This window comes from Dyella caseinilytica (assembly GCF_016865235.1).
In the GTDB taxonomy this organism is placed as follows: domain Bacteria; phylum Pseudomonadota; class Gammaproteobacteria; order Xanthomonadales; family Rhodanobacteraceae; genus Dyella_B; species Dyella_B caseinilytica.
In genome coordinates, this window is the sequence record NZ_CP064030.1 from 864,218 (window position 1) to 890,370 (window position 26,153).

General features: G+C 61.6%; 18 protein-coding genes. 10 read left to right on the forward strand and 8 right to left on the reverse strand.

Features of this window, described 5'->3' with window-relative positions; translation table 11 throughout:
* Nucleotides 1-70: 70 nt before the first annotated feature.
* Nucleotides 71-1,846, reverse strand: coding sequence for an acyl-CoA dehydrogenase C-terminal domain-containing protein (locus ISN74_RS03545; protein WP_188797456.1), 1,776 nt, complete (start codon nucleotides 1,844-1,846; stop codon nucleotides 71-73).
* Between the two features lie 36 nt (nucleotides 1,847-1,882).
* The gene (locus ISN74_RS03550; RefSeq protein ID WP_188797458.1) at nucleotides 1,883-2,380 is read right to left on the reverse strand and encodes a hypothetical protein; all 498 of its coding nucleotides are present in this window, start codon (nucleotides 2,378-2,380) and stop codon (nucleotides 1,883-1,885) included.
* Nucleotides 2,381-2,695: 315 nt separating this feature from the next.
* On the opposite strand from ISN74_RS03550, the gene ISN74_RS03555 reads away from it, so the two are divergent.
* Nucleotides 2,696-3,163: an SET domain-containing protein gene (locus tag ISN74_RS03555; protein WP_188797460.1), complete on the forward strand. Its 468-nt coding sequence runs from the start codon at nucleotides 2,696-2,698 to the stop codon at nucleotides 3,161-3,163.
* A gap of 120 nt (nucleotides 3,164-3,283) precedes the next feature.
* On the opposite strand, the gene ISN74_RS03560 is transcribed toward ISN74_RS03555, so the two are convergent.
* A complete protein-coding gene (locus ISN74_RS03560) occupies nucleotides 3,284-3,784 on the reverse strand; it encodes a GreA/GreB family elongation factor (protein ID WP_188797462.1) in 501 nt (166 codons plus the stop codon).
* A gap of 158 nt (nucleotides 3,785-3,942) precedes the next feature.
* Entirely contained in the window at nucleotides 3,943-5,982 is a 2,040-nt protein-coding gene (gene fusA / locus ISN74_RS03565) for an elongation factor G (RefSeq protein WP_188797464.1), read from the reverse strand.
* Nucleotides 5,983-6,464: 482 nt separating this feature from the next.
* On the opposite strand from fusA, the gene ISN74_RS03570 reads away from it, so the two are divergent.
* Both ISN74_RS03570 and ISN74_RS03575 read left to right on the forward strand, forming a co-directional pair.
* A complete protein-coding gene (locus ISN74_RS03570) occupies nucleotides 6,465-7,361 on the forward strand; it encodes a hypothetical protein (protein WP_229678976.1) in 897 nt (298 codons plus the stop codon).
* Between the two features lie 117 nt (nucleotides 7,362-7,478).
* Nucleotides 7,479-9,452 (forward strand): hypothetical protein, encoded by a 1,974-nt coding sequence (locus ISN74_RS03575; RefSeq protein WP_229678978.1) that lies wholly within the window; start codon nucleotides 7,479-7,481, stop codon nucleotides 9,450-9,452.
* 156 nt (nucleotides 9,453-9,608) lie between these two features.
* Here the strand turns inward: ISN74_RS03575 and ISN74_RS03580 are convergent, their stop codons facing one another.
* Genes ISN74_RS03580 through ISN74_RS03590 form a run of 3 tightly spaced genes read right to left on the reverse strand, consistent with a single transcriptional unit; the run spans nucleotide 9,609 to nucleotide 13,768 of the window.
* On the reverse strand, nucleotides 9,609-11,864 hold the full coding sequence (locus tag ISN74_RS03580) for a xanthine dehydrogenase family protein molybdopterin-binding subunit (RefSeq protein ID WP_188797466.1): 2,256 nt from the start codon (nucleotides 11,862-11,864) through the stop codon (nucleotides 9,609-9,611).
* Nucleotides 11,861-12,394: a (2Fe-2S)-binding protein gene (locus ISN74_RS03585; RefSeq protein WP_188797468.1), complete on the reverse strand. Its 534-nt coding sequence runs from the start codon at nucleotides 12,392-12,394 to the stop codon at nucleotides 11,861-11,863. Before ISN74_RS03585 ends, ISN74_RS03580 begins: the two co-directional genes overlap by 4 nt.
* Nucleotides 12,395-12,448: 54 nt before the next feature.
* Entirely contained in the window at nucleotides 12,449-13,768 is a 1,320-nt protein-coding gene (locus ISN74_RS03590; RefSeq protein WP_188797470.1) for an APC family permease, read from the reverse strand.
* 561 nt (nucleotides 13,769-14,329) lie between these two features.
* On the opposite strand from ISN74_RS03590, the gene ISN74_RS03595 reads away from it, so the two are divergent.
* Entirely contained in the window at nucleotides 14,330-14,950 is a 621-nt protein-coding gene (locus ISN74_RS03595) for an outer membrane protein (protein ID WP_188797471.1), read from the forward strand.
* A gap of 119 nt (nucleotides 14,951-15,069) precedes the next feature.
* Here the strand turns inward: ISN74_RS03595 and ISN74_RS03600 are convergent, their stop codons facing one another.
* Nucleotides 15,070-16,998, reverse strand: a complete 1,929-nt coding sequence (locus tag ISN74_RS03600; RefSeq protein WP_188797473.1) for a S53 family peptidase — start codon at nucleotides 16,996-16,998, stop codon at nucleotides 15,070-15,072.
* 499 nt (nucleotides 16,999-17,497) lie between these two features.
* Here ISN74_RS03600 and ISN74_RS03605 point away from each other — a divergent pair, with 499 nt between their 5' ends.
* The 6 genes from ISN74_RS03605 to murD all read left to right on the forward strand — a co-directional run bounded on the left by ISN74_RS03605 (nucleotide 17,498) and on the right by murD (nucleotide 26,112).
* Nucleotides 17,498-18,142 (forward strand): outer membrane protein, encoded by a 645-nt coding sequence (locus ISN74_RS03605; RefSeq protein WP_188797475.1) that lies wholly within the window; start codon nucleotides 17,498-17,500, stop codon nucleotides 18,140-18,142.
* Between the two features lie 112 nt (nucleotides 18,143-18,254).
* The gene (locus tag ISN74_RS03610) at nucleotides 18,255-19,769 is read left to right on the forward strand and encodes a fumarate hydratase (RefSeq protein WP_188797478.1); all 1,515 of its coding nucleotides are present in this window, start codon (nucleotides 18,255-18,257) and stop codon (nucleotides 19,767-19,769) included.
* A 372-nt stretch (nucleotides 19,770-20,141) separates the two neighbouring features.
* Entirely contained in the window at nucleotides 20,142-22,703 is a 2,562-nt protein-coding gene (locus ISN74_RS03615; protein ID WP_229679203.1) for a bifunctional aspartate kinase/diaminopimelate decarboxylase, read from the forward strand.
* A gap of 177 nt (nucleotides 22,704-22,880) precedes the next feature.
* Nucleotides 22,881-23,261, forward strand: coding sequence for an endonuclease domain-containing protein (locus ISN74_RS03620; RefSeq protein WP_188797482.1), 381 nt, complete (start codon nucleotides 22,881-22,883; stop codon nucleotides 23,259-23,261).
* Nucleotides 23,262-23,402: 141 nt separating this feature from the next.
* Nucleotides 23,403-24,752, forward strand: a complete 1,350-nt coding sequence (gene murL, locus ISN74_RS03625; protein WP_188797484.1) for a UDP-N-acetyl-alpha-D-muramoyl-L-alanyl-L-glutamate epimerase — start codon at nucleotides 23,403-23,405, stop codon at nucleotides 24,750-24,752.
* Between the two features lies 1 nt (nucleotide 24,753).
* Nucleotides 24,754-26,112, forward strand: coding sequence for a UDP-N-acetylmuramoyl-L-alanine--D-glutamate ligase (murD, locus tag ISN74_RS03630; protein ID WP_188797486.1), 1,359 nt, complete (start codon nucleotides 24,754-24,756; stop codon nucleotides 26,110-26,112).
* Nucleotides 26,113-26,153 lie beyond the last annotated feature (41 nt).

Below are 26,153 nucleotides of genomic sequence, written 5' to 3' on the forward strand. Positions count from 1 at the left end.
TCGACGAAACACCCAACAAAAAACGCCCGGATTGGCCGGGCGTTTTGTGCAAACTGCGCCAGTTGTTGCTTTACGCAATCGCCGGCAACGTCTCCACGCCCGCTTCGATCGCGGCCTTGTGCATATGCGTACGCGGCAGGATACGTGCGAAGTAGAACGCCGCCGTATCACGCTTGGCCTGTTTGAACTCGGCCTGCTGCGTGCTCTTCTCCACGGCAGCCACCGCACGCGCCCAGAAGTAGGCGAGCGTGATGTAGCCGCTGTAGTAGAGGTAATCGTTCGCGGCGGCACCCAGTTCTTCCGGATTGCTCTGGATGCGCTGCGCCAACTTCAGCGTCAGCTCACCCCATTCTTTGGCCAGTGCACCGAGCGTGCCGATGTAGGGACGCAGCGCTTCATCGGCCGCATGCGCCTTGCAGAAGGCGCCGATTTCGGCGAGGAAGTACTGCAGACCCACGCCTTTGAGCTGGAGGATTTTGCGACCGAGCAGGTCCGCCGCCTGGATGCCGGTGGTGCCTTCGTACAGCGTGATGATGCGTGCATCGCGCACGAACTGCTCCACGCCGTTCTCCACGATAAAGCCGTGGCCGCCGTAGACCTGCAGTGCTTCCTTGGTGCATTCCTGCGCCAGCTCGGTGACCACACCCTTGGCGATCGGGATCAAGAAGGCGAGCAGTTCGCTGGCGTGCTGGCGCGCGGCTTCATCGGCACCGCGCGCTTCGATATCGGTCTGCAGTGCGGCGTACATGATCAAGGCGCGCGAGCCTTCCACGAACGCGCGCTGGGCGAGCAGCATGCGACGTACGTCCGGCTGCACCAGCAGGTTGTCGGCGGGCTTGTCGGGGAACTTCGGACCGGACAGTGAGCGCGACTGCAGACGTTCGCGCGCATAGTTGAGGCTGTTCTGCAGCGCGCGTTCGGACAAGGCCAGACCTTGCAGACCCACCGACAGGCGCGCGGCATTCATCATAGTGAACATCGCCGCCAAGCCCTTGTGCGGCTGGCCGATCAGATAGCCTTCCGCCTCGTCGAAATTCATCACACAGGTGGCCGAGCCACGGATGCCCATCTTGTGCTCGATCGCACCCGGGTAGGCATTGTTGCGCTCGCCCAGCGAGCCGTCGGCCTTCAGCTTGTACTTGGTGACGATGAACATGGAAATGCCACGGCTGCCGGCGGGTGCGTCGGGCAGGCGTGCCAAGACCAGGTGCAGAATGTTTTCCGCCAGATCGTGATCGCCGGCGCTGATGAAGATCTTGGTGCCGGTGATTTTGTAGCTGCCATCGGGGCCGGGTTCGGCGCGGGTTTTCAACAGGCCGAGGTCGGAACCGGCTTGCGGCTCGGTCAAGCACATCGTGCCGGTCCAGCGGCCGGCGACGATGGGCTTGAGATACGTGTGCTTCTGCTCCTGCGTGCCGTGCAGTTCCAGCGCGTGGCAGGCGCCTTCAGACAGCAGCGGATACAAGCTCCACGCCAGATTGCCCGACTGGAACATCTCGGACGTCGCGATGCCCATCACCGACGGCAGCGCCTGGCCACCGAATTCTTCCGCCATGGTCAGACCGGCCCAGCCGCCATCGGAGAACTGGCGGAAGGCGTCTTTGAAGCCCTTCGGCGTCGTGACCGTACGGGTGGCCTTGTCGAAATGGCAGCCTTCCTCGTCGCCCGGGGCATTGGTCGGCGCCAGCACCACCTCGCTCAGCTTGCCGGCCTCCTCCAGCACCGCGTCGAGCAGGTCACGAGTGTGGCCCTCGCCACCTTGTAGCTTGGTAAGAATGGCTTCTGCGCCGAGCACGTCAAAGAGTGCAAAGCGCTGATCGTCGAGGGGGGCCTTGTAGAGCGTCATGGCGTAAGTCCTTCGTGTGGCGATTGCGATAGATCGTCAGCGATACGTATTGGCGATGCCGGGTACCGGTGACAGGAAATCGTCGTGTTTGAATGGGAAGTCGCGCGGATTCTTGTCGTCCGGGTGATCTTCCAGATTGGGCATGCAATGCACGATGCCGCGGATCGTGTAGGCCAGCGAACCGGCGCTGCCCTTGGCGTTGACCGCTTGCAGTGCCTGGCTCATCTCGGTCGTCGGCAGCACGGACACCTGGATCACGTCGGCGGCAAAGGACGGCACACCCAGGTCGAACTTTGCATGCAGGCGCACGGGAATCCCTTGGGCGACCTGCAACTGGCCTTCGACCGATTGGTAATCCATGCCGGTGTAGCTGTTGTTCTGGAAGCGCAGGGTGAGTTCCCAGGTGCCGTCAGGCTGCAGGCGCATCTGCTGGATCGTGATGGTGGGCGGGAACACGCTTTGTTTCTGCGGCCCGCAGGCAGCCAGGACGCCAGCCAGGAGAACAAGGGCCAATCCGTGGAGCAGTCGTTTCATGGAATCACCTCAAACGATTGTTTGAATATAGCAGGGAAAGGGACGGGTGGAATGGGCGCCCGCAACACGCGAAACGTTTGAAACTGTTGTGGTTATACAAAATAGGAGGAGGGAGATGGGGCGTGGAGGGGCAAGTTCGGCCGCTTGCATTCCATGTCACGGAGAACACGCCTCGGGACTGCTGCGGGAGCGCGTGTTGCAAGAGTGTGGGACGGTGTGTTCTTGCGCCCACACCAGCCGTTCGTTACTTCCCGTTTTCAAGCCAGGCTGGAGCAGGCATCATTAGGGATCGCGTCCCTCATTCCCCGGTTGCCCATGCCCCGTCGTATCGTTGCTCGCCGCTCTCCCATCCATGGCAATGGCGTGTTTGCCGTCGCTCCACTCAAGAAAGGCGAAGAAGTCATCGAGTACAGGGGCACGCTGATGACCCACGACGAAGCCGACGTGATGTACGGCGACGGCGGGGAGACTGGCCATACGTTCCTGTTCACGCTCAATGATGACTACATCATCGACGCGAACCGCAAGGGCAATATCGCGCGCTGGATCAATCACAGCTGCAACCCCAATTGCGAAGCCCTCGTCGAGGAAAACGACACGGGCAATCCGCGCAAGGACAAAGTGATCATCCAGACCAAGCGCAACATCAAGCCTGGCGAAGAGCTCACCTACGATTACGGCATCGTGCTGGAAGTACCGCACACCGCACGGCTGAAGAAGCTGTGGAAGTGCCTGTGCGGTTCGCCCAAGTGCACGGGTACGTTGCTGAAGCCCAAGCGCTGAGATTTTTCAGTTTCTTCCTGATGAATAGCATTACCTCACCGTCATTCCGGCCTTCGCCGGAATGACGGTGAGGCTATAATTCGACATCGCTGCAAGTCAGCGGTGGTGGCGAATGGGCACTCAGCTCGGATAATCGATCGCCACCACCTCGATGGTCATGTCGCCGGCGGGCCGCTGCCAGCGCACTTCATCGCCCACACGCGCGCCAAGCAACGCTTGCGCCAGCGGCGAGACGTAGCTCACCAGACCATGCTCCGCGTCGGCCTCATCTTCGCCGACAATCTGCCATCGTCGTTCGCCATCTTCGCTATCCACGGTAACGATCGCGCCAAAGGCGACACGATCGTGTGGCTGTTTGGCGAGATCCACCTCCATGGCACTGGCCACGCGCGTATTGAGCCATCGCAGCTCGCGCTCCAGCGCGGCGAGTTCGCGCTGCTCGTCGAGCGCATCCTCCTCACCCGTCTTCAGGGCATCGCGTCGTGCTTGCGCATCGGCCAGCCGACCGCGCAAGGCGGCGATGCCGCGCGGCGTGACATAGTTGGGGTGTTCGCTTAGCGGTAGTTCGGGCAATGCGTCTTGGGCATCGCCGTCATTGTCTTTAACGAAGGCGCGACTCATGCGGCCCTCCGCAGTCATGGATTATGAGTGTGTGAAAGCACATCCTGGAACCCTGATGGCTCGCGCCAGGAGGGGCCTGCAGCTCCTTCTGCAACATGGGTATGCGGCCGGGCGACTGCAATGTTGCCCGGCCATGCATTTAAGTCAGGCGGGCGACGTCAGTCCTCGTCCAGCTTGGGCTTCCACGCCTCGCTGAGCTGTCGCTGCAAGGGCGGGGGAACCGGTTCGTAGTGACTGAGATCAAGGCTGTAGCGGCCTCGCCCGCCGGTCATCGCTTTCAGCTCGGTCGGATAGTCCGTCAGCTCGGCCAGGGGAGCCTGCGCCTTGATCACCAGTTCGCCACCGCGCTTGGTATCGGTGCCCATGATCCGCGCACGTTTTCCGGCCAGACCGCCGGTGACATCGCCGACGTTGTTTTCCGGAATCGACACTTCGACATCCACGATGGGCTCCAGCACGATCGGACGCGCCTTGCTGATCGCATCGAGAAACGCCTTCTTGCCGGCGCTGATAAAAGCCACCTCTTTCGAATCGACCGGATGGTATTTGCCGTCGTACACGGTCACGCGCAAATCCTGCAGCGGATAGCCGGCCACGGCTCCGTTTTCCATCGCCTGCCGCACGCCTTTCTCGATCGCCGGCAGAAACTGCCCGGGAATCACGCCGCCCTTGATGGCGTCGATGAACTCGAAGCCCGCGCCGCGTTCGAGCGGATCCACGCGCAGAAACACTTCGCCGAACTGGCCTGCGCCGCCGGTTTGTTTTTTGTGCCGATGATGTCCCTCGGCGGAGCCGGCGATGGTTTCGCGATACGCGATGCGTGGCGGATGTGTCACGACTTCCACGCCGTAACGATCCTTCATGCGCTCCAGCATGATTTTCAGATGCAGGTCGGACAATCCTCGCACGACCGTTTCATTGAGTTCCTTGTGGTGCTCCATGCGGAAGCAAGGATCTTCCTCGGAAAGTCGATACAGCGCCTGCGAGAGTTTCTGTTCCTGGCCTTTGTGCTTGGGCTCGAGCGCGAGGCTGAACATGGGTTGCGGGAAGTGCAGGGGTTCCAGGTGAATGCTGTCTTCGTCGTGCGAATCGTGCAGCACGGCATCGAAGTGGATGTCTTCGATTTTTGCCACTGCGGCGATATCGCCCGGAACGGCCTGGTCGACTTCCACGTGATTCTTGCCATTGAGGCGGAACAGATGACCGACCTTGAAGGCTTTGCGGTTATCGTCGATGAACAGCTGACTGTCGCGGCGGATGGTGCCTTGCCATACACGGAACACACCCAGTTTGCCGACGAAGGGATCGTTGATCACCTTGAATACGTCGGCAACGACATGAGAAGTAGGATTCGGATCGACGGCGATCTGCACATTGTCGCCATTGCGGAACGGTGGCGGGTTGGCTTCGGCCGGGTTGGGTAGCAGCCGTTCGAACACATCCAGCAGTTCCTGGATGCCTGCTCCGGTGCGCGTGCTGACGAAACAGATCGGCACCAAGTGCCCTTCGCGCAAGCATTGCTCGAAGGCATCGTGCAATTGCTGCGGCGTCAGGGCGTCTTCACCTTTGTCGAGATAGTCGCCCATGGTGGTTTCATTGATCTCCACCACCTGGTCGAGAATCTGCTGGTGCGCCTCGGCCAGCGATGAGAAATCGGTCTTGCCGTCGCGATGGAAAAAGCAATCGAGCACGCGGCTGGCATTGTCGGCAGGCAGGTTGACCGGCAGGCATTCGTTGCCGAATTCCTCGCGAAGCGCATCGATCAGCGTGGCCAGATTCACACCTTCGCTGTCGATCTTGTTCACCACCAGCAAACGGGCGAGGCCACGTTCGCGCGCATGTTCCATCATGCGGCGCGTGCCGTGTTCGATGCCGTTGGCGGCATTGACTACGATCGTTGCAGTTTCGACCGCCGCCAATGCGGAGAGCGTCGCGCCGCGGAAATCGCTATAGCCGGCGGTATCGACGACATTCATATGGCAGTCACCGCGATCGATGCTGGCAATGCAGCTATCGATCGAATGGCCGCGGGCTTTCTCTTGTATATCGGTGTCCGATTGCGTGGTTCCGCGCTCCACCGATCCCATGCTCTGGATGGCGCCGCCAGCGTGCAACAAGGCTTCGAACAAACTGGTCTTGCCGGCACCGGCGTGACCGGTGAGTGCGACGTTGCGGATATTTTCCGTGTAGTAGGACACGATGCGACCCTCCTGATACAGAGGCGCGGGATCGTGCCGGCGACGCCGCATGAGGCCGCGCATTGGCGGGCCGTCATGGTCGTCCTTCGCGTGCGGGACGCAGGGCGGTCATGGCGGGAAGGCGGGGAAGGGACCAGTGGTCTCTCGGCCGCGCCGTTAGCGTTCTCCCATTCCCGGCAATGGTCAAGTTGCACTGCGAAGACGACGAGCCACAAAGTGGCTCGTCGTCCCGGCGAAGGCCGGGATCCAGTGTCTTTCACGCCACTCAAGCCGACAACCGTTAACGCGGTGTGAGCACGGTATGGAACCGGCGGCTACGCGAAAGGTCTCTGTGGCAACCTGGGAATCTTTTCCACATAGCATCCCATTCCCCTGCGGTCACAAGCTGTGGCCGGGCAACATAGCGAGGACGGCTTATCGAACGCCCCGATCAGGTCGAACACCACCGCTGGCTTCCCCTGCCCGAAGGCAAAGACCGCGGCTTGCATCCGTTCGACGGCCCCACGCGCGCCATGCTGCATCAGATGCGCTGGCGCAAAGCACCGCGCGATCGTCGCCGCCTGTGGGTGGCGCTGACTATCGCGCTGTTGCTGCACGTCTTTTTCATGTCGTTCGTGTGGTACCAAATGGAGCCGCGCGGACCATTGGCAAGAACGGTAGCGGTACAGACGCAGAGTGCCATCGAGGTGCGTTTCATAACGCGTGGCTCCGGTCCCGTACAGGCCGTGCCGCCGCCGGTCGTGCCTCCGTTGCCACCGCGGCCATCACGTGAGCCCGTGTCGAAAAATGCGATGACTTTGCATATACCGGGTCCCGCGCCAGCGCCTGCTGCGACCACGCAGCCGCCTCCTGCGCCCGCGCCTGTCCTGTTCGATCGCACCGGGCGGATCATCCTGCCGGCCAATGCCTCCAGCGCGCCCACGGCACCCGAAGCCGATTATGTGCAGCGCGGTCCGCAGGGTGATACGCAGATCATGCGCGATCAAAATCCGGTCAAATACAAGCCGACCAAGCTCGATCCCTATTGGCGCAAAAGCACCAATGCTGTGGACGACGCGCTGCAGAAGCTGGTCGAAAAAACCACCGTTACCAAGACGATCGAATTGCCTAAGGGCATTCGCATTCACTGTGGTATCTCGCTGGCGGCGCTTGCTGGTGGCTGCGGCGGCGATCCGCCACCACCACCGCCGACCAACGATGGCGATGAACGCATGAACATGGCCCCCGCGTCGTTAGTGAAAGGTGGCGCGGCGCCAGCCAAACCGGATCTCGCAACGTGTATTGCCACGTACAAGGCCGGAAAACCGTTGCCCTATGGTTGTCCGGTGGACACGCCGGCGCGCGCGGTCTCTGCGCAGAAACCGGCATCGGGGCCTTGATCAAGCGAATGGTCAGTGTCACTGACCTGCCGCGATGCTGCGGCAGGTCCACGGCGACGCAGGGACGTGGCCGGTCGCGGTCAGGCTTGAAGCGATCCAGGCGCAAGAAATGCCGTCGTGCCCATTACACTGGCGCCCATGCAGCCATCGCCTCCGGATCAGCCTGCCCCACCTAAATCTGCCGTGTTGATCAGGTCGCCCCGCGACGCGACAACATGGGCGCTCGTCTATCGGCGGCGTATCCGCGAGAGGCCGCGCGAGCGGTTGCTGAAAGTGGCCGGCGTGGTCGGCGCGCTCCTGGTGCATCTGTTGTTTCTGCTTGGATCGATGCTCGGCTCGCCTTACCAGTTTCAACCACCGCCCGAGCCGAAAGGCAACACTTTGCTGGTGCGCCTGATCAACAACAAGCCATTGCCGCCCCCTCCACCTCCGGTACTGGGTACCCCACCCAAGGAACATGGCCCGCGCCATCGCGGCAACACGTCGCAAGTGGTGCATGCAACGCACGAGATCTCGACCGCGGCCCCCGTGGCTGCCGTCGAGCAACCGCCCACGCCTGCGCCGAAGCAGCAGCCTGTGGTGGCGCCAAAGCAGCAGGCATCATCCGAAAAGCCCCAGCCTGTGGCCGCGCCGCTGCCGCCGATCACATTACCCAAGCCGTCGCCAGCCCCCATGGTGCAGGCGAAACCTGTCGGCTTGCCGCCACCTCCACTTTCACTGCAAGCCGTGCAGGTGCCACAGCCAGTGCCGCCGGCATTCCAGCCAGAAATGCCGCGCAAGGCACAGGCGGAAGGTACGCAGCCGATGCCGCCATTGCCTTCGCTTGCGCTGCCAACCCAGCCGGCCCAATCAGCGTTGACCGCGACGCCGCCGCAGATGGCGGTGGAGACGCCGTCGCTTGCGCCGGTGGCAATCCCTCAGGTTGCTACCGTCACGCCAGCACCAACACCGGTAGCGCCGCCAGCGCCAGCATTGCAGCCGATTCCGATGCCGGCGCAGCCCGCGCCCACTGTCAATCTGCAGTCTTCCGCCGCGCCGCTGGAAGCGCCGAATGTGCCAAGCACGGCCCAACAAGTCGTGTCGCCTGTATTGCGTCCGCAGGAAGCGCAACTCGCGCCGGTGCCGGTCACGCCTGTTGCCGCGCCAGCGGCGAACCTCACGCCCTCCGCGCCTGCGCTGACCGTGGAAGCGCCTAAGCTGGCCATGCCTGCGGTGTCGGTACAACCGCAACTCAGCACGGCGCCATCGCCAGCGCCAGCACCCGCAACGGCGCAAACCAAGCCGGCAGAGTCGCCCTCCAGCGAAAAGGCGGCGGAGCAGCAGCCGTCCTCATCCGCGAGCAACGCAGCGTCATCGAGCGCATCGGCAAACGAAGAAAACGCCAGTGTCAGCACAGCACCGAACGCGACGCCGCAAGGTAGCGAAACCGGCAATCCGGGACAACCTAATGGCGTAAGTCAGCCTTCCGAAAACAATGGCAGCCAGACAGGCCAGCCATCGCTATCGGCGGGAGCCGGTAACACGGCAAACGCGCAAGGCAGCGGCACGCCTGGTACGCCCAACGGCACGTACATCCAGCTCAAACCACGCGGCGACACCGAGATCATGTCGCACAACATCAATCTCCCCAAATATCGCCCGACTGTCTTCGACCAGTACTGGACGCCGAAGGGCGAGAGCTCGGTGGATACGGCTTTGCGCCATGCGGTGGAAAAGACCACCGTCAGCCATACCTTCAATTTGCCGCAAGGCGTGCGCATCAAGTGCACGGTGATGCCGCTGTTGCCGTCGTCACTGTTCGGCTGCACCAATCCGGATCCGCCCGCCGTGCCATTGCCGCAGAAGATCTATGATCGTCTGAACTTGCCCACGGCCAATACATCGGTACCGAAGGTGGCGCCGGTCGCTGCCGCCACGCAAGCGGCACCGGTCACACCTGTGCAACTGGATAACAGCGCGGAGTGTGCGGCGGCGCGTATCAGCGGCGGACCGATGCCACCGAACTGTCCGCCATCGGCATCAGTGCAACCCTTGAAACTACCATCGCCCGCTTCGGGTTCGTGGGTGCCGGCGAGCGATCAGTTCCACTGAACGGGAGTTCTGCCATGGATGCTGCGTTGAGCTTCGAAGGTGGTTGCGGTTGCCGACTGGAGTTACCTGATTCTGCCTCAGCGTCATTCCGGCCTTCGCCGGAATGACGCTGAAGCAAAGCTTGTTATTGCTGCAGGCTGAAGTTCTCGCGATGTTTTACAACAACCGCACCAGCTCCTTCATCAACGGCAGTCGCCGCACACGCACCGCACTCACACGGAACACGGCATTGGCCAACGCTGGCGCTGCGGTAGGCATGGCAAGGAAACTGGCGCCGGCAGGATCACCTTCGCCAGGCACGGTGATCACTTCCACCGTATTGGGTAGCTGCGCCATGCTGGCGAGCGGGTAATCCTTCCAGCTGCTTTGTTGAACCTTGCCATCTTTCACCGTGATAGCGAGATTCAACGCTGCGGACAGCGCATCCAATGTTGCGCCGGCCACTTGTCCTTCCAGTCCCTGGGGATTGATGACACGGCCGACATCGACGGCGCACACGGCACGTTCGATGGTGAGCTTTTCGCCTTGCATCGACACTTCGATGGCATGCGCGACATACGCGCCGTCCATGTACCAGCACGCAATGCCAAGGCCGTTGACCGTGCGCAGCCAGTCTTTCCAGCTGATGCGGTCGGCGACCAGTTTCAACACATTCACAAGACGCGCCGTGTCGATCGCGCCGCCGCCTTGCAGCGGGACCAGACGCGGTTCACCGATCAGGCGAAGGCGGGTGTCGAGCGGGTCTTCCTTGAGCGAATGCGCGATCTCATCGATAAAGCTGTCGGCGGCAAACGCGTTGGTGACATCCGGCATGCCACGGTGCGGGCCGCGCGGCATCGACGAGGTCAGACTGAACCAGTCGCTGCGATAGTTCGGCACGAAGCCGGCAGGAAATTGGTTTACGCCAACTTCGGACGTCCAAAGGTGATCGCTCGATGTGCCGCGGCCGGTCAGTGCGGAAGCGCTGGCAAGGCGCTGGTTCCACGCAATGATGTGACGCTTGGCATCGACGATGGCATTGAACTTATGCACGGTGCCAGAACGGTAATAATCGTGCGTAAGATCCTCATCGCGTGGCCAGAAAAGACGCAATGGTTTGTTGATGGCCTGTGCCAGCAGCACCGCTTCGGCGACGTAATCATGATCGAGACGGCGGCCATAACCACCACCAACGCGTGATACGCGGATATCGATCTGATCACCCTGCAGGCCGGTGAGGCGTTGCACCACCGTCCATGCCTGCAGCGGCGATTGCGTCGGCACGTACAGCGTGGCGCTGGTTTTATCCAGCCGCACCAGGCAATTCATCGGCTCGCTGGTCGCGTGCGCGAGCCACGGTTGGTAGTACGTCGCCTCGACGCGGCGCGCGGCTTTGCGGCCGGCCTTGTCCACATCACCGTCGTCGCGCACGCGTGTGGTGGGTGCGCTGTCGCTGTTCAATAGCGTGGTGGCTTCTTGTTCGAGCGCAGCAGTACTCTCGCTGCCGCTAGCGCCTGGTTTCCAGTTGAGCTTCAGTGCGCGCCGGCCTTGCAGAGCGAGCCAGGTTGTTTCGGCGATCACGGCGACGGCAGGCGCGATCACGGTTTGTCCGGGCGGCAGCTTGGGATCGGGCTTGAGTTCGATCACGTCGATCACGCCCTTGATGGCCAGTGCGGGCGCTTTATCCAACTGGTCGAGGTGACCATCCGGCCAAGGGCTGTGTGCAAGGACGGCAACGACCGCATCGCCGAAATGCTGGTCGAGCGAATAAGGCGTTTGCCCGGTGACGATATTGCGCGCGTCGGCATCGCCAGCTGGCTGGCCGATCAAGGTATAGCGATCCGGCGTCTTCACCGCGATGGGTGCTTGCTGCGGCGCGACCTTTGCGGCGGCTGCGGCGAGCTGGCCGTAGCCGAGACGGCGGCCATCGGGAGCGATCACGGTGCCTTTTTCGGTGTGCAGGCGTTCGGCCGGAACACCAAGCTGCTGCGCCGCAGCCTGCATGAGCAGCCAGCGCGCCAGTGCGCCGGCCGCACGCAGATCGCGCCATGCCCGCGGAATGGAGTTGCCGGTGCCGCCCACTTGCTGACCGTAGATCCACTGCGGCTGACCGTTGTTGACGTTGACGCCAAGGTCGAGCGGTACGACACGCACGCGCTGCCAGTCGGCATCCAGCTCATCGGCAATGATGCGTGGCAGTGAGGTATTGACGCCGGTACCGGTATCCGGATCGCGCGCGCCGATCAGCACGCCACCATCCTGATCGATGCGCACGTACAGACCCAGCCCGTAGAGATTGTCGCCAAGCATGTCCAGCGGCACCGGTGGCGCATTGGCGGCTTCCGCCGTGCGGATGCCCACGATCAACGCACCGGCAGTGCCGGCAAGCACCTGCAAGAAGCGGCGGCGGGAAAGGCGAACCTGGCCGCTCATGCCTTGCTCCCTTGCTTCATGGTTGCCGCAGCGCGCTTGATCGCAGCGCGCACGCGCGTCTGGCAGCCACAGCGGCACAGGTTGGGCAGAGTATCGATATCGCTGTCGGCAGGATCCTTGTGACGGTTGAGCAGATCCATCGAAGCGATCAGCCAGCCCGGCGTGCAGTAGCCGCAGCCGATCGCGTCTTCATCGATGAAGGCCTGTTGCAGCGGATGGAGATTGCCCTTGGCATCGACCAGGCCTTCGACCGTCACGATCTGCTTGCCGCTGAGCTTGCTGACCGGTACACCGATGGCCGAGGTCGCCTTGCCATTGACCAGCACCAGATCTGCGCCGCCCTCGCCATGCTCACCACCGTACTTGGTGCCGTCCAGCCGCAGCACGTCGCGCAGATACCAGAGCAGCGGCATTTGCGGATCGCCGGTGTGGAGATAGTGCTCGCCATTGATCTGCAGATCGATCCCGGAACGAGCCGGAACCGGGGTGATATCCCCGCTATGCGCCGGCACGGCGTGGTCTTGCGCCATCTGGTGGACTCTCCTGAATGCTTAGGACGCGCATTGTGGCATTGACGCAAGAAATTAGGGGTGTACGGGCCTGAACAGCCGGCGCCAGATCCAGTACACCGGAATGCCCGCCACCATGATGGCCACGCCGATGCCGGTATTGACCGGGCTATCACGCAGGTTTTGCACCACGACCAGGGCAATGACGGCGATGAAGATCAGCGGCAGCAATGGGTAGCCGGGAACCTTGAACGAGACCTCGCCCGGCTGACGCCGCCGGTACCAGAACACCGTGCTGACACCCACGGCGCAGGCCAGCCAATCGCCAAAGGTGGCGTAATCGAGCAATTGCCCGTAGCTGCCCGAGAGCACCAGCACGATCGACCAACCGGTCAGCAGCAGCAAGGCAGTGTTGGGAGTGTGGTGGCGTGCATGCAGGCGGCCGACGCTGGCGAAGAACAGGCCATCAGACCCCATCACCTGCAGCACGCGGGCGCCGGCCACCAGGGTGATGTTGCAGAAGCCGAAGGTGGAGATGGCGATGCCCACGGCGATCAACTTGGCGCCGGCAGAACCGAACACCTTGCCCATCACATCCGCGGCAGGCGTGTGGCTGAGCGCCAGACCGTCATGGCCCAGTACCGCCAGGTAGGCCACGTTCACCAGCGCATACGCGGTGATCACGCCGAGCATGCCGAGTACCAGCGCGCGGGGCAGGGTGCGCTGCGGTTCGCGCACTTCGCCGGCCAGATTGTTGAGGTAGGTGAAACCCGAATAAGCAAACAGCACCGGCAGCGATGCACCCATGAAGCCGACGCCCGCATGTACCGGATCCACCGCCAGCACCGAGGTCTTGCCCGCGCCGGCCAGAAACAGCCCGCACACCACCAGTACCGCCACAGCCAGCAGCTTCAGCAGGGTGAACAGGTTCTGCATCTGCACACCGAATTTCAGGCCGAACAGGTTGATCCCTGCGACCAGCACCAGCGCGCCGGCAGCAAGCGGCGTCGCCATGCCGGGCGGCAGCCCGAATACTGACGCGGCATAGCTGGCAAAGATGGTCGCGACCGCAGCGCTGGAACCCGAATAAATCACCAGCAGCATGGTCCAGCCAAACAGGAAACCGGCCAGCGGCCCGAAGGCCTCACGCAGATAGACATAACTGCCGCCGGCATGCGGACGGCGTGCGCCGAGTTCCGCGTAGCAAAGCGCGCCGATCAAGGTGAGCACGCCTGCGCCTACCCACATCAGCAGTAAGGCTAGTCCCGATTCCGTGCGTTGCGCGGCAATGCCTGGATTGAGAAAGATGCCGCCTCCGATGATGCCGCCAATCACGACCAACGCCGCATCCCGCAGGCGAAGGCTGCGCTGATAGCCGGTAACCGGTGACGTCATGGGGGAGTTCCCTGCAGGTTAAAAGCGCAGCATCGCAATCGGGCGGGGATTGGGCAAGGGCGGGATGGAGAGTTACACGTGGCACCTAAACCGCTTGTCGCGCTTAACCCAACCTCGAATTTCAATTTCCCGTCGTCCCGGCAAAGGCCGGGACCCAGCGTCTTTGATGCGGAAAGTCACTAGGTGATTCGCTTTGCTCACCCCTTCGGGCCATCCTTCGGATGTTCTCCGCGCTTTGCGCTCCGTCCTTCGCGGGACGACGGGTTGTGGTTTACATCAATCAGATAGTTGATCGGCACATGAGCGCGTGTTTTGTTCGGCATGAGTGCATCGCATTAGCTTCCGTGCTTTATCTGCATCACAAAGACGCCTTGATCTGCGCAAAGCGCTGTCTGCGTGGCCCCATTTGCCAATTCTTTCCCAATTCCTACAATGCCCGATCCGCGGGTTTTTCCAGCGGTCGCAAGAGTTTGCGTTAGTGGATCAGCGCGAATGCAAAGGTGGTCGGATCGTTGCGTTCATTTCGTCGACAACAACCCACTTTCTCTATCAGGGGCTTCAATGAAAACATGGATTTCCAAGGCCGCCATCGGGGCGGCGCTGGCTGTTGCGTGTAGCACGGCCATGGCAGCGGATGGCCAGTTCTTCGTCAACGGCGAGGCGGCCGGTCAAGATACCGCCTTCAATAATCTGCGAGACAGGGACCCAACCAGCTGGGCAGGCGCACTGCGCCTGGGCTATCTGTGGAACACTGGCCCGTATTCCTGGGGTATCGAAACCGGTTACGTGGATCTGGGCAAAGTAGCCGGGACCAACTTCAACCTCGTGTCCAGCGAGGGCGGTCCTTATGATCCCCTCCGCATAAGTGCCAAAACCCACGGTGAAATATTGGGTGGCAATTTCAAGGTGCACTATGGCGACTACCGCTGGTTCGTGTCGGCGCGCGCAGGCTGGTTCCATTCGCAGACCAGCGAAAATGTGCACGACACGCTCGGTCTGATAACGGGTTCAGCACATGCCAGTGACAACGGTTTTTATGCGGGTGTAGGCGTGGGTTACGACTTCACCCAGCATCTGGGCCTAAGCCTGAATTACGACCTGTTCCATTCGCAGGCTCCCGGCATCTGGCAGGGTCATTTCGGCACCAGCATGTACGGCGGTACGCTCGAATACCGGTTCTGAAGTTCGGCGCGACGATCCCACCTCACAACGGCCGCCATCGTGCGGCCGTTGTTGTGTTTGCACGAAAGAAAACGGCCCGCGTGCATCACACGCGGGCCGATGTTCGTGTCAACGCGAGATCAGAATCCGCTACGCAGGAACAGATCCAGATTGGCCACATTCAGCGAGCCGATACCGGCACCCTGGTTGTAGCGCGGCTCGCCGTAGTAGAACCAGTTGTCACCGGCACGGATACTGTTGAACGCCGAGAAGCGTCCGTAGCCGAAGATGTTCTGGATCGCGTACACCTGCGGATTCCACAAGCCGATGCGATGGCCGGAGCTCTGCCGCAACAGTGCAGTGATACCGTTGAGCTGCGGAGCGACGAAGCTGGTACCGCCTTCACCGCTGTTGAGGCCGCCGTCGTAGGTGGAAACGAAGATGTAACCGGTTTCCGGATCCGCATTCAGCGAAATATCCGGCACGTTACGGCCCTGGAAACGGCTGGGCAGGATCAACTGCGTGGTCGGGCCGGCGCTCGGGTCATAGAACACCAGTGATTGATTCGGCTGGCTGCTGCGAACGCCGTTGGTGAACGCCTGATAGAACGGTGTATGCCAATACACGCTCACGCCGCCGCCACCGCCGGTGGAGAACAGATTGACCACGTTCGGGCCGATGTAGGTATTGAAGTAGTTCTGGATATAGTCCCAGCCCCACACACTTTCCTGTGTGATTTGCTCGGTCGGACCCGTGCCGAATGCATAGCTGTATGGTGTGGTGGTGCCGCCCGCCGCGGTGATGAACGGATCGGAGGCCGGCGAATCGACGGTCAGCGGTGCGCTGTAATCACCAGGAGCGGTACCGACGCCCAGATCACGCACAGTGTCATACGCGCCAGAGTCACCCGCTGCCGCGAACAGCGATTGTCCCTGTACTGCCGCTTCCAGGAAGATCGAGTGGAACGCGCGCAGATCGCCAGCGTCGCTGGTGTCGGTATTGCTGGCGCCCGTTACGTTAAGCGCGGCGAAGTTGAAAATTTCCGGCAGACCCCAGCTGGTGGAAATGCTGTCGGCGATGTTGTCCGATACGGCTTGCGCAAAAGCATCGACGTATCCGTTTCCAGCATTGGGTGCGTCGTACACGATGATGTTTGCGAAAGGCGCGACACCGCCGGACTGCTCGACGTCGATCGAGGTTTCGCCGCTACCGCCGTCGATGGCGCCACCGCCGTCCACATGCACCTGAGTGATACGGTTCGGCTTGGTGGTCAGGCCGATATCCGACCAGTAGGTGGTCGCGTCGCTGGGATAGAAATTCGACAGTGTCACGATCGCCACCGTCGAGCCCTTGCCGACCACGCCACGCTTGTACAGCGGATTGATGTTGTAGAAGTTGGCGACGTCGCCCACGGTGTACTCACCCGGCACGCCCGAGGCGGTCGGATTACCGTTGGAACCGGTGGAAGACGAACTGGAGGCACTGAGCTTCGGCGACTGGCTGTTGAGCGCCGTGAAGGCCGATGCCGAAACATGATGCGAACGATAGGCGCGTTCGTTGCTCAGACCGCTGGCGACATCCACGACATCGGCGATCGCCGAGGGAATCTGCGCCGTGCCGGCGGGCTTGTGGAACTGACGCCCGGTTTCGCGCGACACATAGTTGTGGATGGAGGTGCTGAACAGCGCGTCGAGCTGAGCCGTCGTGCCGCTGGTGCGGATGGCCAGATGACTCGGCAGCACCTGACTGCTCAAACCCTGCTTCTGCAAGTAGGCCTGCACGCGCGAAATATCCGCGCTGCTGGCGCCATATTGCTCGGCGAATTGGCTGGTGGTCAGGAACTGCTGGTAGTGCGCGCTGCCGGGTGTCACGGTCTGCTTGATGTAATCCTCAAGCGCGGCCTGATTGCGTAGTTTCAACACCAGCGTGACTTGCACGTTCTGACTGGCCGGTGCTACTCCGGCGTCCACGGCAGGGGTCGCGTTGGCTGCCACGGCGCCGGTGGTGATACCGGCCAGCAACAGGCCCAGGGACAACGGAAGCGACTTGCGATGCAACTTGGCGAGCATTGGTGTTCCTCCCGGTGAGCACAACGATCCGCTCGTCTGCATAGCCTGGGCACTGGACACATGTCCCCGACCCAACAGGCGAACCGTTGAGCGTTAGCTTGAGTCTCTCGATCTTCCCCGCGACGTCATCCGTCTCCCCTGACGACTGGCGTTGCGCCGCTTCACCACCCTATAGCGCTCTCAGTAACTGTGGAAGTGCCTGAGAGACATGTAGGCATGAGTGAATGTCCATACGGGAAAAATTCCGAGATTTGTTTCCGTGATGACGCCGTGAATCAGCATGACTGGCGTCGCCGATGGATTTGCGTGCCGCACCTATTCGGATCGACCGCAATTCACAAGACGTTTTGTGTAGGCCCATCCCTACCGGCGATGGGGAAAAGTCTTTAGGCGTCAGCGACTTGGTTCGCTACATTTTGCGAAATCTTTACAGTCAGAGCCGACTCGGTATGCGCGCGGCTCGATGGATACGACATCACTTCACCAAGGAGCTCGCTCAATGCGCAAACTCGTCACGCTCGCCGTTGCACTCACGCTGGGTACTGCATCGGCTGCCGCTTTCGCCGATGGCAATGCTTTCGTCAATGCCAATGCCGGTTATTCCGATTACAACTACAACAAGGATGCGTTCTCCGCGCCCGGCCTTGATACCAACCTGCGCAAGCGTGATCCAGCGGGTGCCGTGCGTGTTGGCTATCGCTGGAAAAGCGTTGTCGATTACGGCGTGGAAGTGGGTTATGGCTACCTCGGCCAGGCTCGCCTGAACGTTGCCGCGGATCCCTATGCAGCACGCCTGACCCAGAAGAACCGCGGCTTCCTGTTGGGTGGCAACCTCAACTACAACATCACCGACAACTGGTACCTGTCCGCGCGTGCAGGCTGGTTCCGTGGCCGCAACACGTACACGGTTGCCGCCTATGCGCCGCAAGGTACAGCCACGTTGCGTGGCACGAACACCCATACCGGTGAGTACTTCGGTGTCGGCGCAGGCTACAACTTCAACAAACATTTCAGCCTCGGTCTGGCCTACGACACCTACCACACCCCGAACAGCGCCCTGCGCAGCTCGACCTTCGATGGGATGGATCTGGGACGCGGCACCCGCGCCGGCATGTACTCGATCCAGGGCGAATACCGCTTCTGATTCAAGGGCTTTCTGCCATTCTCTGCGGCCGCCTTGTGCGGCCGCTTTTTTTAATGAGGCGCCCGATTGGGGCACAATAGGCAGGTTGTGCCCCTCAGTCGAAGCAGCCGCCATGACCCTCATCAAGCAAGACGATCTGATCCAGTCCGTCGCCGACGCCCTCCAGTACATCAGCTACTACCACCCGGTCGACTACATCACCAACCTGGCCAAGGCCTACGAGCGCGAAGAGTCGCCGGCGGCCAAAGACGCGATGGCGCAGATCCTGATCAATTCGCGCATGGCTGCTGAAGGCCATCGCCCGTTGTGCCAGGACACCGGCATCGTCACCGTGTTCCTGAAGGTGGGCATGAACGTGCGCTGGGACGCCACGATGTCGCTGGACGACATGGTCAACGAAGGCGTGCGCCGTGCCTATAACGATCCGGATAATAAATTGCGCGCCAGCGTGCTGGCCGATCCAGCCGGCAAGCGCAGCAACACCAAGGACAACACACCGGCGGTGATCAACATCTCGATCGTGCCGGGCGATACCGTCGACGTGATCGTCGCAGCCAAGGGCGGTGGCTCCGAAGCCAAGTCCAAGTTCGTGATGCTCAATCCATCTGATTCCATCGTCGACTGGGTACTCAAGACCGTGCCGACCATGGGCGCCGGCTGGTGCCCGCCGGGCATGCTCGGCATCGGCATTGGCGGTACCGCCGAAAAGGCCATGCTGCTGGCGAAAGAAGCACTGATGGAGCCGATCGATATCCAAGATCTGATCGCCCGCGGCCCGAGCAACCGCGCCGAGGAATTGCGTCTGGAGCTCTATGAGAAGGTCAACGCACTGGGTATCGGCGCGCAGGGCCTGGGTGGTCTCACCACCGTGCTCGACGTAAAGATCAAGGACTACCCCACCCACGCTGCCAACCTGCCGGTGGCGATGATTCCGAACTGTGCCGCCACCCGTCATGCGCACTTCACGCTGGACGGTTCCGGTCCGGTCACGCTCGATCCGCCATCGCTGGAAGACTGGCCCAAGCTCACCTATAACCCGGCGAATGCGCGGCGTGTCGACCTCGATACGATCACCAAGGAAGACGTCGCCAGCTTCAAACCCGGCGAAGTGCTGTTGCTCAACGGCAAGCTGCTCACCGGCCGCGACGCTGCGCACAAGCGCATGGTGGACATGCTCAACAAGGGCGAGAAACTGCCGGTCGATTTCAACGGCCGCTTCATCTACTACGTCGGCCCGGTCGATCCAGTCCGCGACGAAGTGGTCGGCCCGGCCGGCCCGACCACCGCCACCCGCATGGACAAGTTCACCGAGCAGGTGCTGGCGCAGACCGGCCTGCTGGGCATGGTCGGCAAGGCCGAGCGCGGCCCGGCTGCGATCGAGGCGATCAAGAAGCACCAGTCGGTCTATCTGATGGCCGTGGGCGGCGCGGCTTATCTCGTTTCCAAGGCGATCAAGGCCTCGCGCGTGGTTGGCTTTGCCGATCTGGGCATGGAGGCGATCTACGAGTTCGAGGTCAAGGACATGCCTGTGACCGTCGCCGTCGATTCGGTCGGCACCTCGGTGCACAAGACAGGGCCGCGTGAATGGCAGGCGAAGATCGGCAAGATTCCCGTTTCAGTGGAATAACGTAGTGCGCGTAGCGCACACCTTCGCCTCCTCTACCCTTCGGGGAGAGGATTGAGGTGAGGGGTCAAGGCTGGCCCCAAACTTCAAAAGAGCCGCACTTCGAACTATCTCTAAGGCGAGACTGACCCCTCACCCCAACCCTCTCCTCGCTCCTCAAAGCCGAGCACGTCCGTGTGCTCTCCCCGCGTACCCCAGAGGGGGGAGGGAGAAGAGCCAGCCATTTAGCCATCCAAACCCATATGCCTCATTGCCGGTTGCATTCCGGCTGATGCAGCGCAACACTGGCGGGATTGTCTTCCCCGCAACCCTGATAGAGAAACCGTGACCTCGAATGCCCCCGCGCCGCTTACCTCCGGCGCACCCTGGATCGTGATGAAGTTTGGCGGCACCAGTGTCGCCACCCTGCCGCGTTGGCAGAACATCCGTGAGCTCGTTGCCAGCCGCCGCGCCGAAGGCGCACGCGTGCTGGTGGTCGTGTCCGCGCTCACCGGCATCACCGACGCACTCAAACACATGTGCGCGCAGGAAGACAAAGGCAAACGTATCGAGGCTGCCAAAGCGATCGCACAACGTCATTACGATTTGCTCGATCACATGCAGCTGGCGGTTCCGGATGCACTCGGCACGCGATTGGCCGATCTGGCGAAGCTGGCCGAAGAAGGTCCTGCAGCGCTGGGCGAACTGGCGTGGTCGGCATCGGTGCAGGCGCATGGCGAGCTGATGTCCAGCGCGCTCGGCGCAGCGTTCCTCAGTCATAGCGGTTTGCGCACGCAATGGGTGGATGCGCGTGACTGTCTGGCCGCGGCATCGCTGCCCAACCAGAACGAGCGCACCAAACTGCTTTCGGCGATGGTCGAAGCCAAGCCTGATCCAGCCTTGAATGCGCGCCTGGCGCAGCTCGGCGAGGTGTTCATCACGCAAGGCTTTATTGCGCGCGAATCGCAAGGCCGCACCGTGCTGCTCGGCCGTGGTGGTTCGGATACATCGGCCTCGTATTTTGGCGCGTTGCTGAAAGCGCTGCGTGTGGAAATCTGGACCGACGTGGCCGGCATGTTCACTGCCAATCCGCGTCAGGTGCCTGGCGCGCGACTGCTGCAGAAGCTGGACTACGAAGAAGCCCAGGAAATCGCTTCTACCGGCGCGAAAGTGCTGCATCCGCGCTGCCTCTCGCCGCTGCGCGAACCGCGTGTGCCGATGCTGATCAAGGATACCAACCGACCCGAGTTGGAAGGCACCGTGATCGGTCCGGAAGTACGCGAGCATGCGCCAAGCGTGAAAGCGATCAGTGCACGTAAAGGCTTGACGTTGGTGTCGATGGAATCGGTCGGCATGTGGCAGCAAGTCGGTTTTCTTGCCGACGTGTTTGCGCATTTCAAGCAGCACGGTTTGTCAGTGGACTTGATTGGTTCGGCCGAAACCAACGTGACGGTGTCGCTCGATCCCACCGAAAACCTGCTTGATTCCGATGCCGTCGCCGCGTTGGCCAGCGATCTCTCCAAAGTATGCCGCGTGAAGGTGATTGCGCCATGCGCGGCGATCACGCTGGCCGGCCGCGGCATGCGTTCGATGTTGCATACCTTGTCGGGTGTATTGGCCGAATTCGGGCAGTTGCGCGTGCACTTGATTTCGCAGTCGTCAAACAATCTCAACCTCACCTTCGTGGTGGACGAGAGCGTGGTCGATGAACTGGTGCCGCGCCTGCACGAGATGTTGATCGCTGCCGGCGCTCTGCGCACCGACGACAGCGCCTTGTTCGGGCCGAGCTGGCAAACGTTGTACGGCAGCGGTGAAACGGTTGCTGTCGAAGATGCGTGGTGGCGTTCCTCATGCCGCGAGCAACTGCTTGCCCTCGGCGGCGAGGCGACACCGCGCTACGTCTATCACTTGCCGACGGTGCGCAAACAAGCGCGTGAACTGAAAACGCTTGGTGCAGTCGATCGCCTGCATTACGCAGTCAAGGCAAACACTCATCCAGCCATTTTGCGTACGCTGGCCGAGGAAGGTTTCGGCTTCGAATGCGTGTCGCCCGGCGAATTGAAGGCAGTGATGGCGGTGGTGCCGGAATCTACGCCGCTGCTATTCACGCCGAACTTTGCACCGCGCGACGATTACGCATGGGCATTGAGCACGCGCGCCACTGTTTCGCTCGATTCGCTCTATCCGCTGGAGCATTGGGGCGATGTATTCCGTGGACGCGAGATTGTGCTGCGCGTTGATCTTGGCCGCGGCCTGGGCCATCACGAAAAAGTGCGCACCGGTGGCAGTGGCAGCAAGTTCGGCTTGCCGGTGGATCAGATCGATGCGTTCCTGCGTCTTGCCGATGCTCACCACGTGACGGTGCGCGGCCTGCACGCGCATCTGGGTTCAGGCATCCTCGACGACAAGCACTGGGGCGAGGTCTACAACCAGCTCGCCAGCCTGGCCGAGCGCATCGGCAGCGTGGCCTTCCTGGATATCGGCGGCGGCCTCGGCGTCCCTTCGCATCCCGGCGAGGCGCGATTGGATATTGCCGCGCTCGAAGAGGTGCTGCGCAAGGTCAAATCCGCTTATCCGCATTACCAGCTATGGATGGAACCGGGGCGCTACCTCGTCGCCGATGCCGGCGTGCTGATCACCCGAGTCACTCAGCAGAAGGGTAAGGGTTCCTGGCGCTACCTCGGCGTGGACACTGGCATGAACAGCCTGATCCGCCCCGCGCTATACGACGCCTGGCACGAGATCGTGAATCTCACCCGCCTCGACGAGCCTGCTACCGCGTTGTACCAAGTGGTGGGGCCGATTTGCGAAAGCGGTGACGTCATCGGCTCCGACCGTCGCCTGCCGGAAGCGCAGGAAGGTGACGTGATGCTGATCGCGCAGGCCGGCGCCTACGGAAAGGTCATGTCTTCGCCGTACAATCTGCGGGATGAGGCGGAAGAGATCATTCTGGAGTGACGATCCACTTTTCCCTCTCCCCTTCGGGGAGAGGGCAGGGTGAGGGGCCAATCTTGCACTGAGTAAAAACGAAGCGGGGCTCTTAGGTTGGTTTATCGCAAGATTGGCCCCTCATCCCAACCTTCTCCTCGGATGGAGAAGGCGTTATTTGTGGCAAGCATGGAGCAATGCGTCAGGATGAAACGCATGCATGTCGATCGGGCGCGTGGACTGCGCCGCAATATGACGGATGCCGAACATCTGCTTTGGCGCTATCTGCGCAATCGACACCTGATGGGAAGCAAATTCCGCCGCCAGCACGAGATCGATCGTTACATCGTCGATTTCGTCTGTCCTGAAACGGGTTTGATTGTGGAACTCGACGGCGGACAACATGCGGAAATGCTGGCAGCGGATGCTGACCGTACACATCGGCTCGAAGCTTTGGGTTACCGTGTGCTGCGTTTCTGGAACAATGACGTGTTGACGAATACCGAAGCGGTGCTTGAGGTGATTTCGGGGGCTGTGGCAAGAGTGGCCCCTCACCCCAGCCCTCTCCCCGGAGGGGAGAGGGAGTAAAGCACAGCGCCGCTTTTCCACTCCCCTCGTGGGGGAGTGGGCGTAAACGCGCAGCGCGGCTCTTCCCCTCTCCCCTCCAGGGGAGGGCTGGGGTGAGGGGCCAACCTCGCGAAGTATTAGAAATAAAGCCGGAGCTTACGTGTGACCAACCCGATCCAACCCCGCCTGACCCAGGTCTTCCGCTTCGTACGCTGCAGCTACGCCAATGGTGTGGCCGAGTTGGTGTACGCATTCGACCAGGGCGAGGAACTGATCGAGCGGGTGAGCTTTCCTGCCGCTCCCCCTGTTCCTGCTGAGCGTAAGCGCGCATTCGATGATGCGCTGAAGCTGCTGCATCTGTTTGCCGGCGTTAGCTATTACAAGGCTGGTATTCCACCAAAGATCGAGTTGGCCAACGGTCCGCTCGATGACGCCACGGCTAATTTGCTCGAAGCGCTTTACCTGCATGGCTTGGCTGAGTTTGCGTATCGCAACGGCCTGGATCTTCGCGGTCGGATCAACTTCCCGCGCTCGGGTGAGCCTGCCGACAGGGTGGAAGCAGCCACGCTGCATCTGCCCAAGCGCACCTTGGTGCCGATCGGTGGCGGTAAAGATTCTCTGGTGGCGGTGGAAGCGGTCAAGCAGATCGGCGGCGAGGCGACGGCAGTATGGGTCGGTAATTCGCCGCTGATTGCTGCGTGCGCGGAAAGCACGGGTTTGCCGACGCTCAATATTCAGCGCGAACTTGCACCGGGTCTGTTTGAGCTGAATCGGCTGGGTGCCTGGAACGGGCATGTTCCCGTCACCGCGGTGAACTCGGCAATTCTGGCCGTCGCAGCCATTCTTTATGGTTACGACAGCATCGCGTTCGCCAATGAGCGTTCTGCCTCGGCGGCCACGCTGGAGTATGAAGGTCAGCAAGTGAATCACCAGTGGAGCAAAGGCTTCGCGTTCGAGCAGATGTTCGGTGACTGGCTGCACACGCATGTTGCGGCAGATCTGGATTATTTCTCGCTGCTGCGCCCGTATTCGGAGCTGGCGATCACGCGCGCCTTTGCCAGACTCACGTCGTACTTCGATGTGTTCTCCAGTTGCAATCGCAATTTCAAGATCCTTGGACCGAAGCCGGCGGATCGCTGGTGCGGTCAATGCCCGAAATGCCACTTCGTATTCCTCGCCTTGGCGCCGTTCCTACCCAAGCCGCGGCTGCTTGGTATTTTCGGCCGCAATCTGCTGGATGACGAAGCGCAGTCGGCCGGGTTTGATGCATTGCTCGAATATCGCGACCACAAGCCGTTCGAATGTGTGGGCGAGGGTGCAGAAGCGCGTGCCGCGATGTACGCGTTGAGCCAGCGGCCGGAATGGCAGGAAGATGTGCTGGTTGCGCGCTTCCGCAGCGAGATCCTGCCGCAACTGGATAGCTCACAGCTGGCGCTTGAGCCGTGGCTGCAGGCATCCCCGGAACATCGCGTACCGAGCCGTTTGCAGGCGGCGCTGGCAGCGATCGGCTGATATGCGCATAGCCGATCTGGCGGGTCAGCGCGTCGCGATCTGGGGCTTTGGCCGCGAAGGGCGAGCGGCAATCCAGGCATTGCGAAAGCATCTTCCCGAAGTGGCGCTGGCGCTTTATTGCAGCGATGCTGAAGTGGCAGAAGCACAAACCTTCGACGCGGCGTTGCGCATCTATCCGCATGAGCCGGATGCGGTTGTGCTGAGCGCGTACGACATCGTTATCAAGTCGCCTGGCATTTCCGCCTACAAACCCGCCATTGTCACGGCGCAGGCACAGGGCACGCGTTTCACGTCCGGCACGGCGTTGTGGTTTGGCGAAAATCCCCAGGCTCGCGTGGTTGCCGTGACCGGCACCAAGGGCAAAAGCACCACCACGGCGTTGCTGGCGCATCTCTCGCGCGGGCTTGGCATCCGCACAGCGTTGGCCGGCAACATCGGCTTACCGTTGCTTGAGTTACTCGATCAACAGGCGGAATTGTGGGCGATCGAGCTATCCAGCTTCCAGACGGGTGAAGCAGGTCCCTTGGAGCTTGGTGTTATCACCAGTCTCTATGAAGAGCATCTCGACTGGCATGGTTCGCGCGAGCGCTATGTGACTGACAAACTCAAACTGGCCGATGTTGCGCGTCGCCTGCTGGTGAATGGCACACAGGAAGCGCTACTGGAGAAGACGGCCCATCACGCGCATCGTCAGTTGTTCGGTCAACTGGAAGGTTGGCATGTGGCGGACGGGTTCATTCGCCGTGGCGCGACAGATGTGTTTGCGTTGGAACGTATTGCCGTGCCGGGCGCGCACAATGCGTTGAATGCCTGCGCTGCACTCGCCGCACTCGAGGCAATGGGCTACGACGCCGTTGCAGCCGCCCCCGCGCTGGCAACGTTCCGCCCGCTGCCGCATCGCCTGCAACCCATCGGCGAACGCGATGGCCTGCAGTGGATCAACGACTCCATCAGCACCACGCCACAGGCCACGCTGGCCGCACTGGAAAGCCTCAGCGGCAGGGAAGTAACCGTCATTGTCGGAGGCCATGATCGCGGCCTGGACTGGACCGTTTTTGTTGATGCGATCAAGTTACGCACAAGCCTGCGCATCATTACGCAGGGCGCCAACGGCCCGCGTATTGCCACAGCGCTGCGCGCTGCCCGATCGGAAGTGCCGCTGGGTGACGTGGACAAGCTGGACGATGCCATCCAGATGGCACGGACGATTACACCGGAAGGCGGCACGGTGCTGCTTTCGCCGGGCGCGCCGAGCTTCGATCAGTTTCACGACTATGCCGAACGAGGCCGCCGCTTCGCGGGCATGATCGGTTTTGACGAAAGTGAGATATCCGGTATCGCCGGCATGGGCATCAGTTAGCGCGAATGAGCCATTGCACGCGGACGGACGGCTACGCCAGA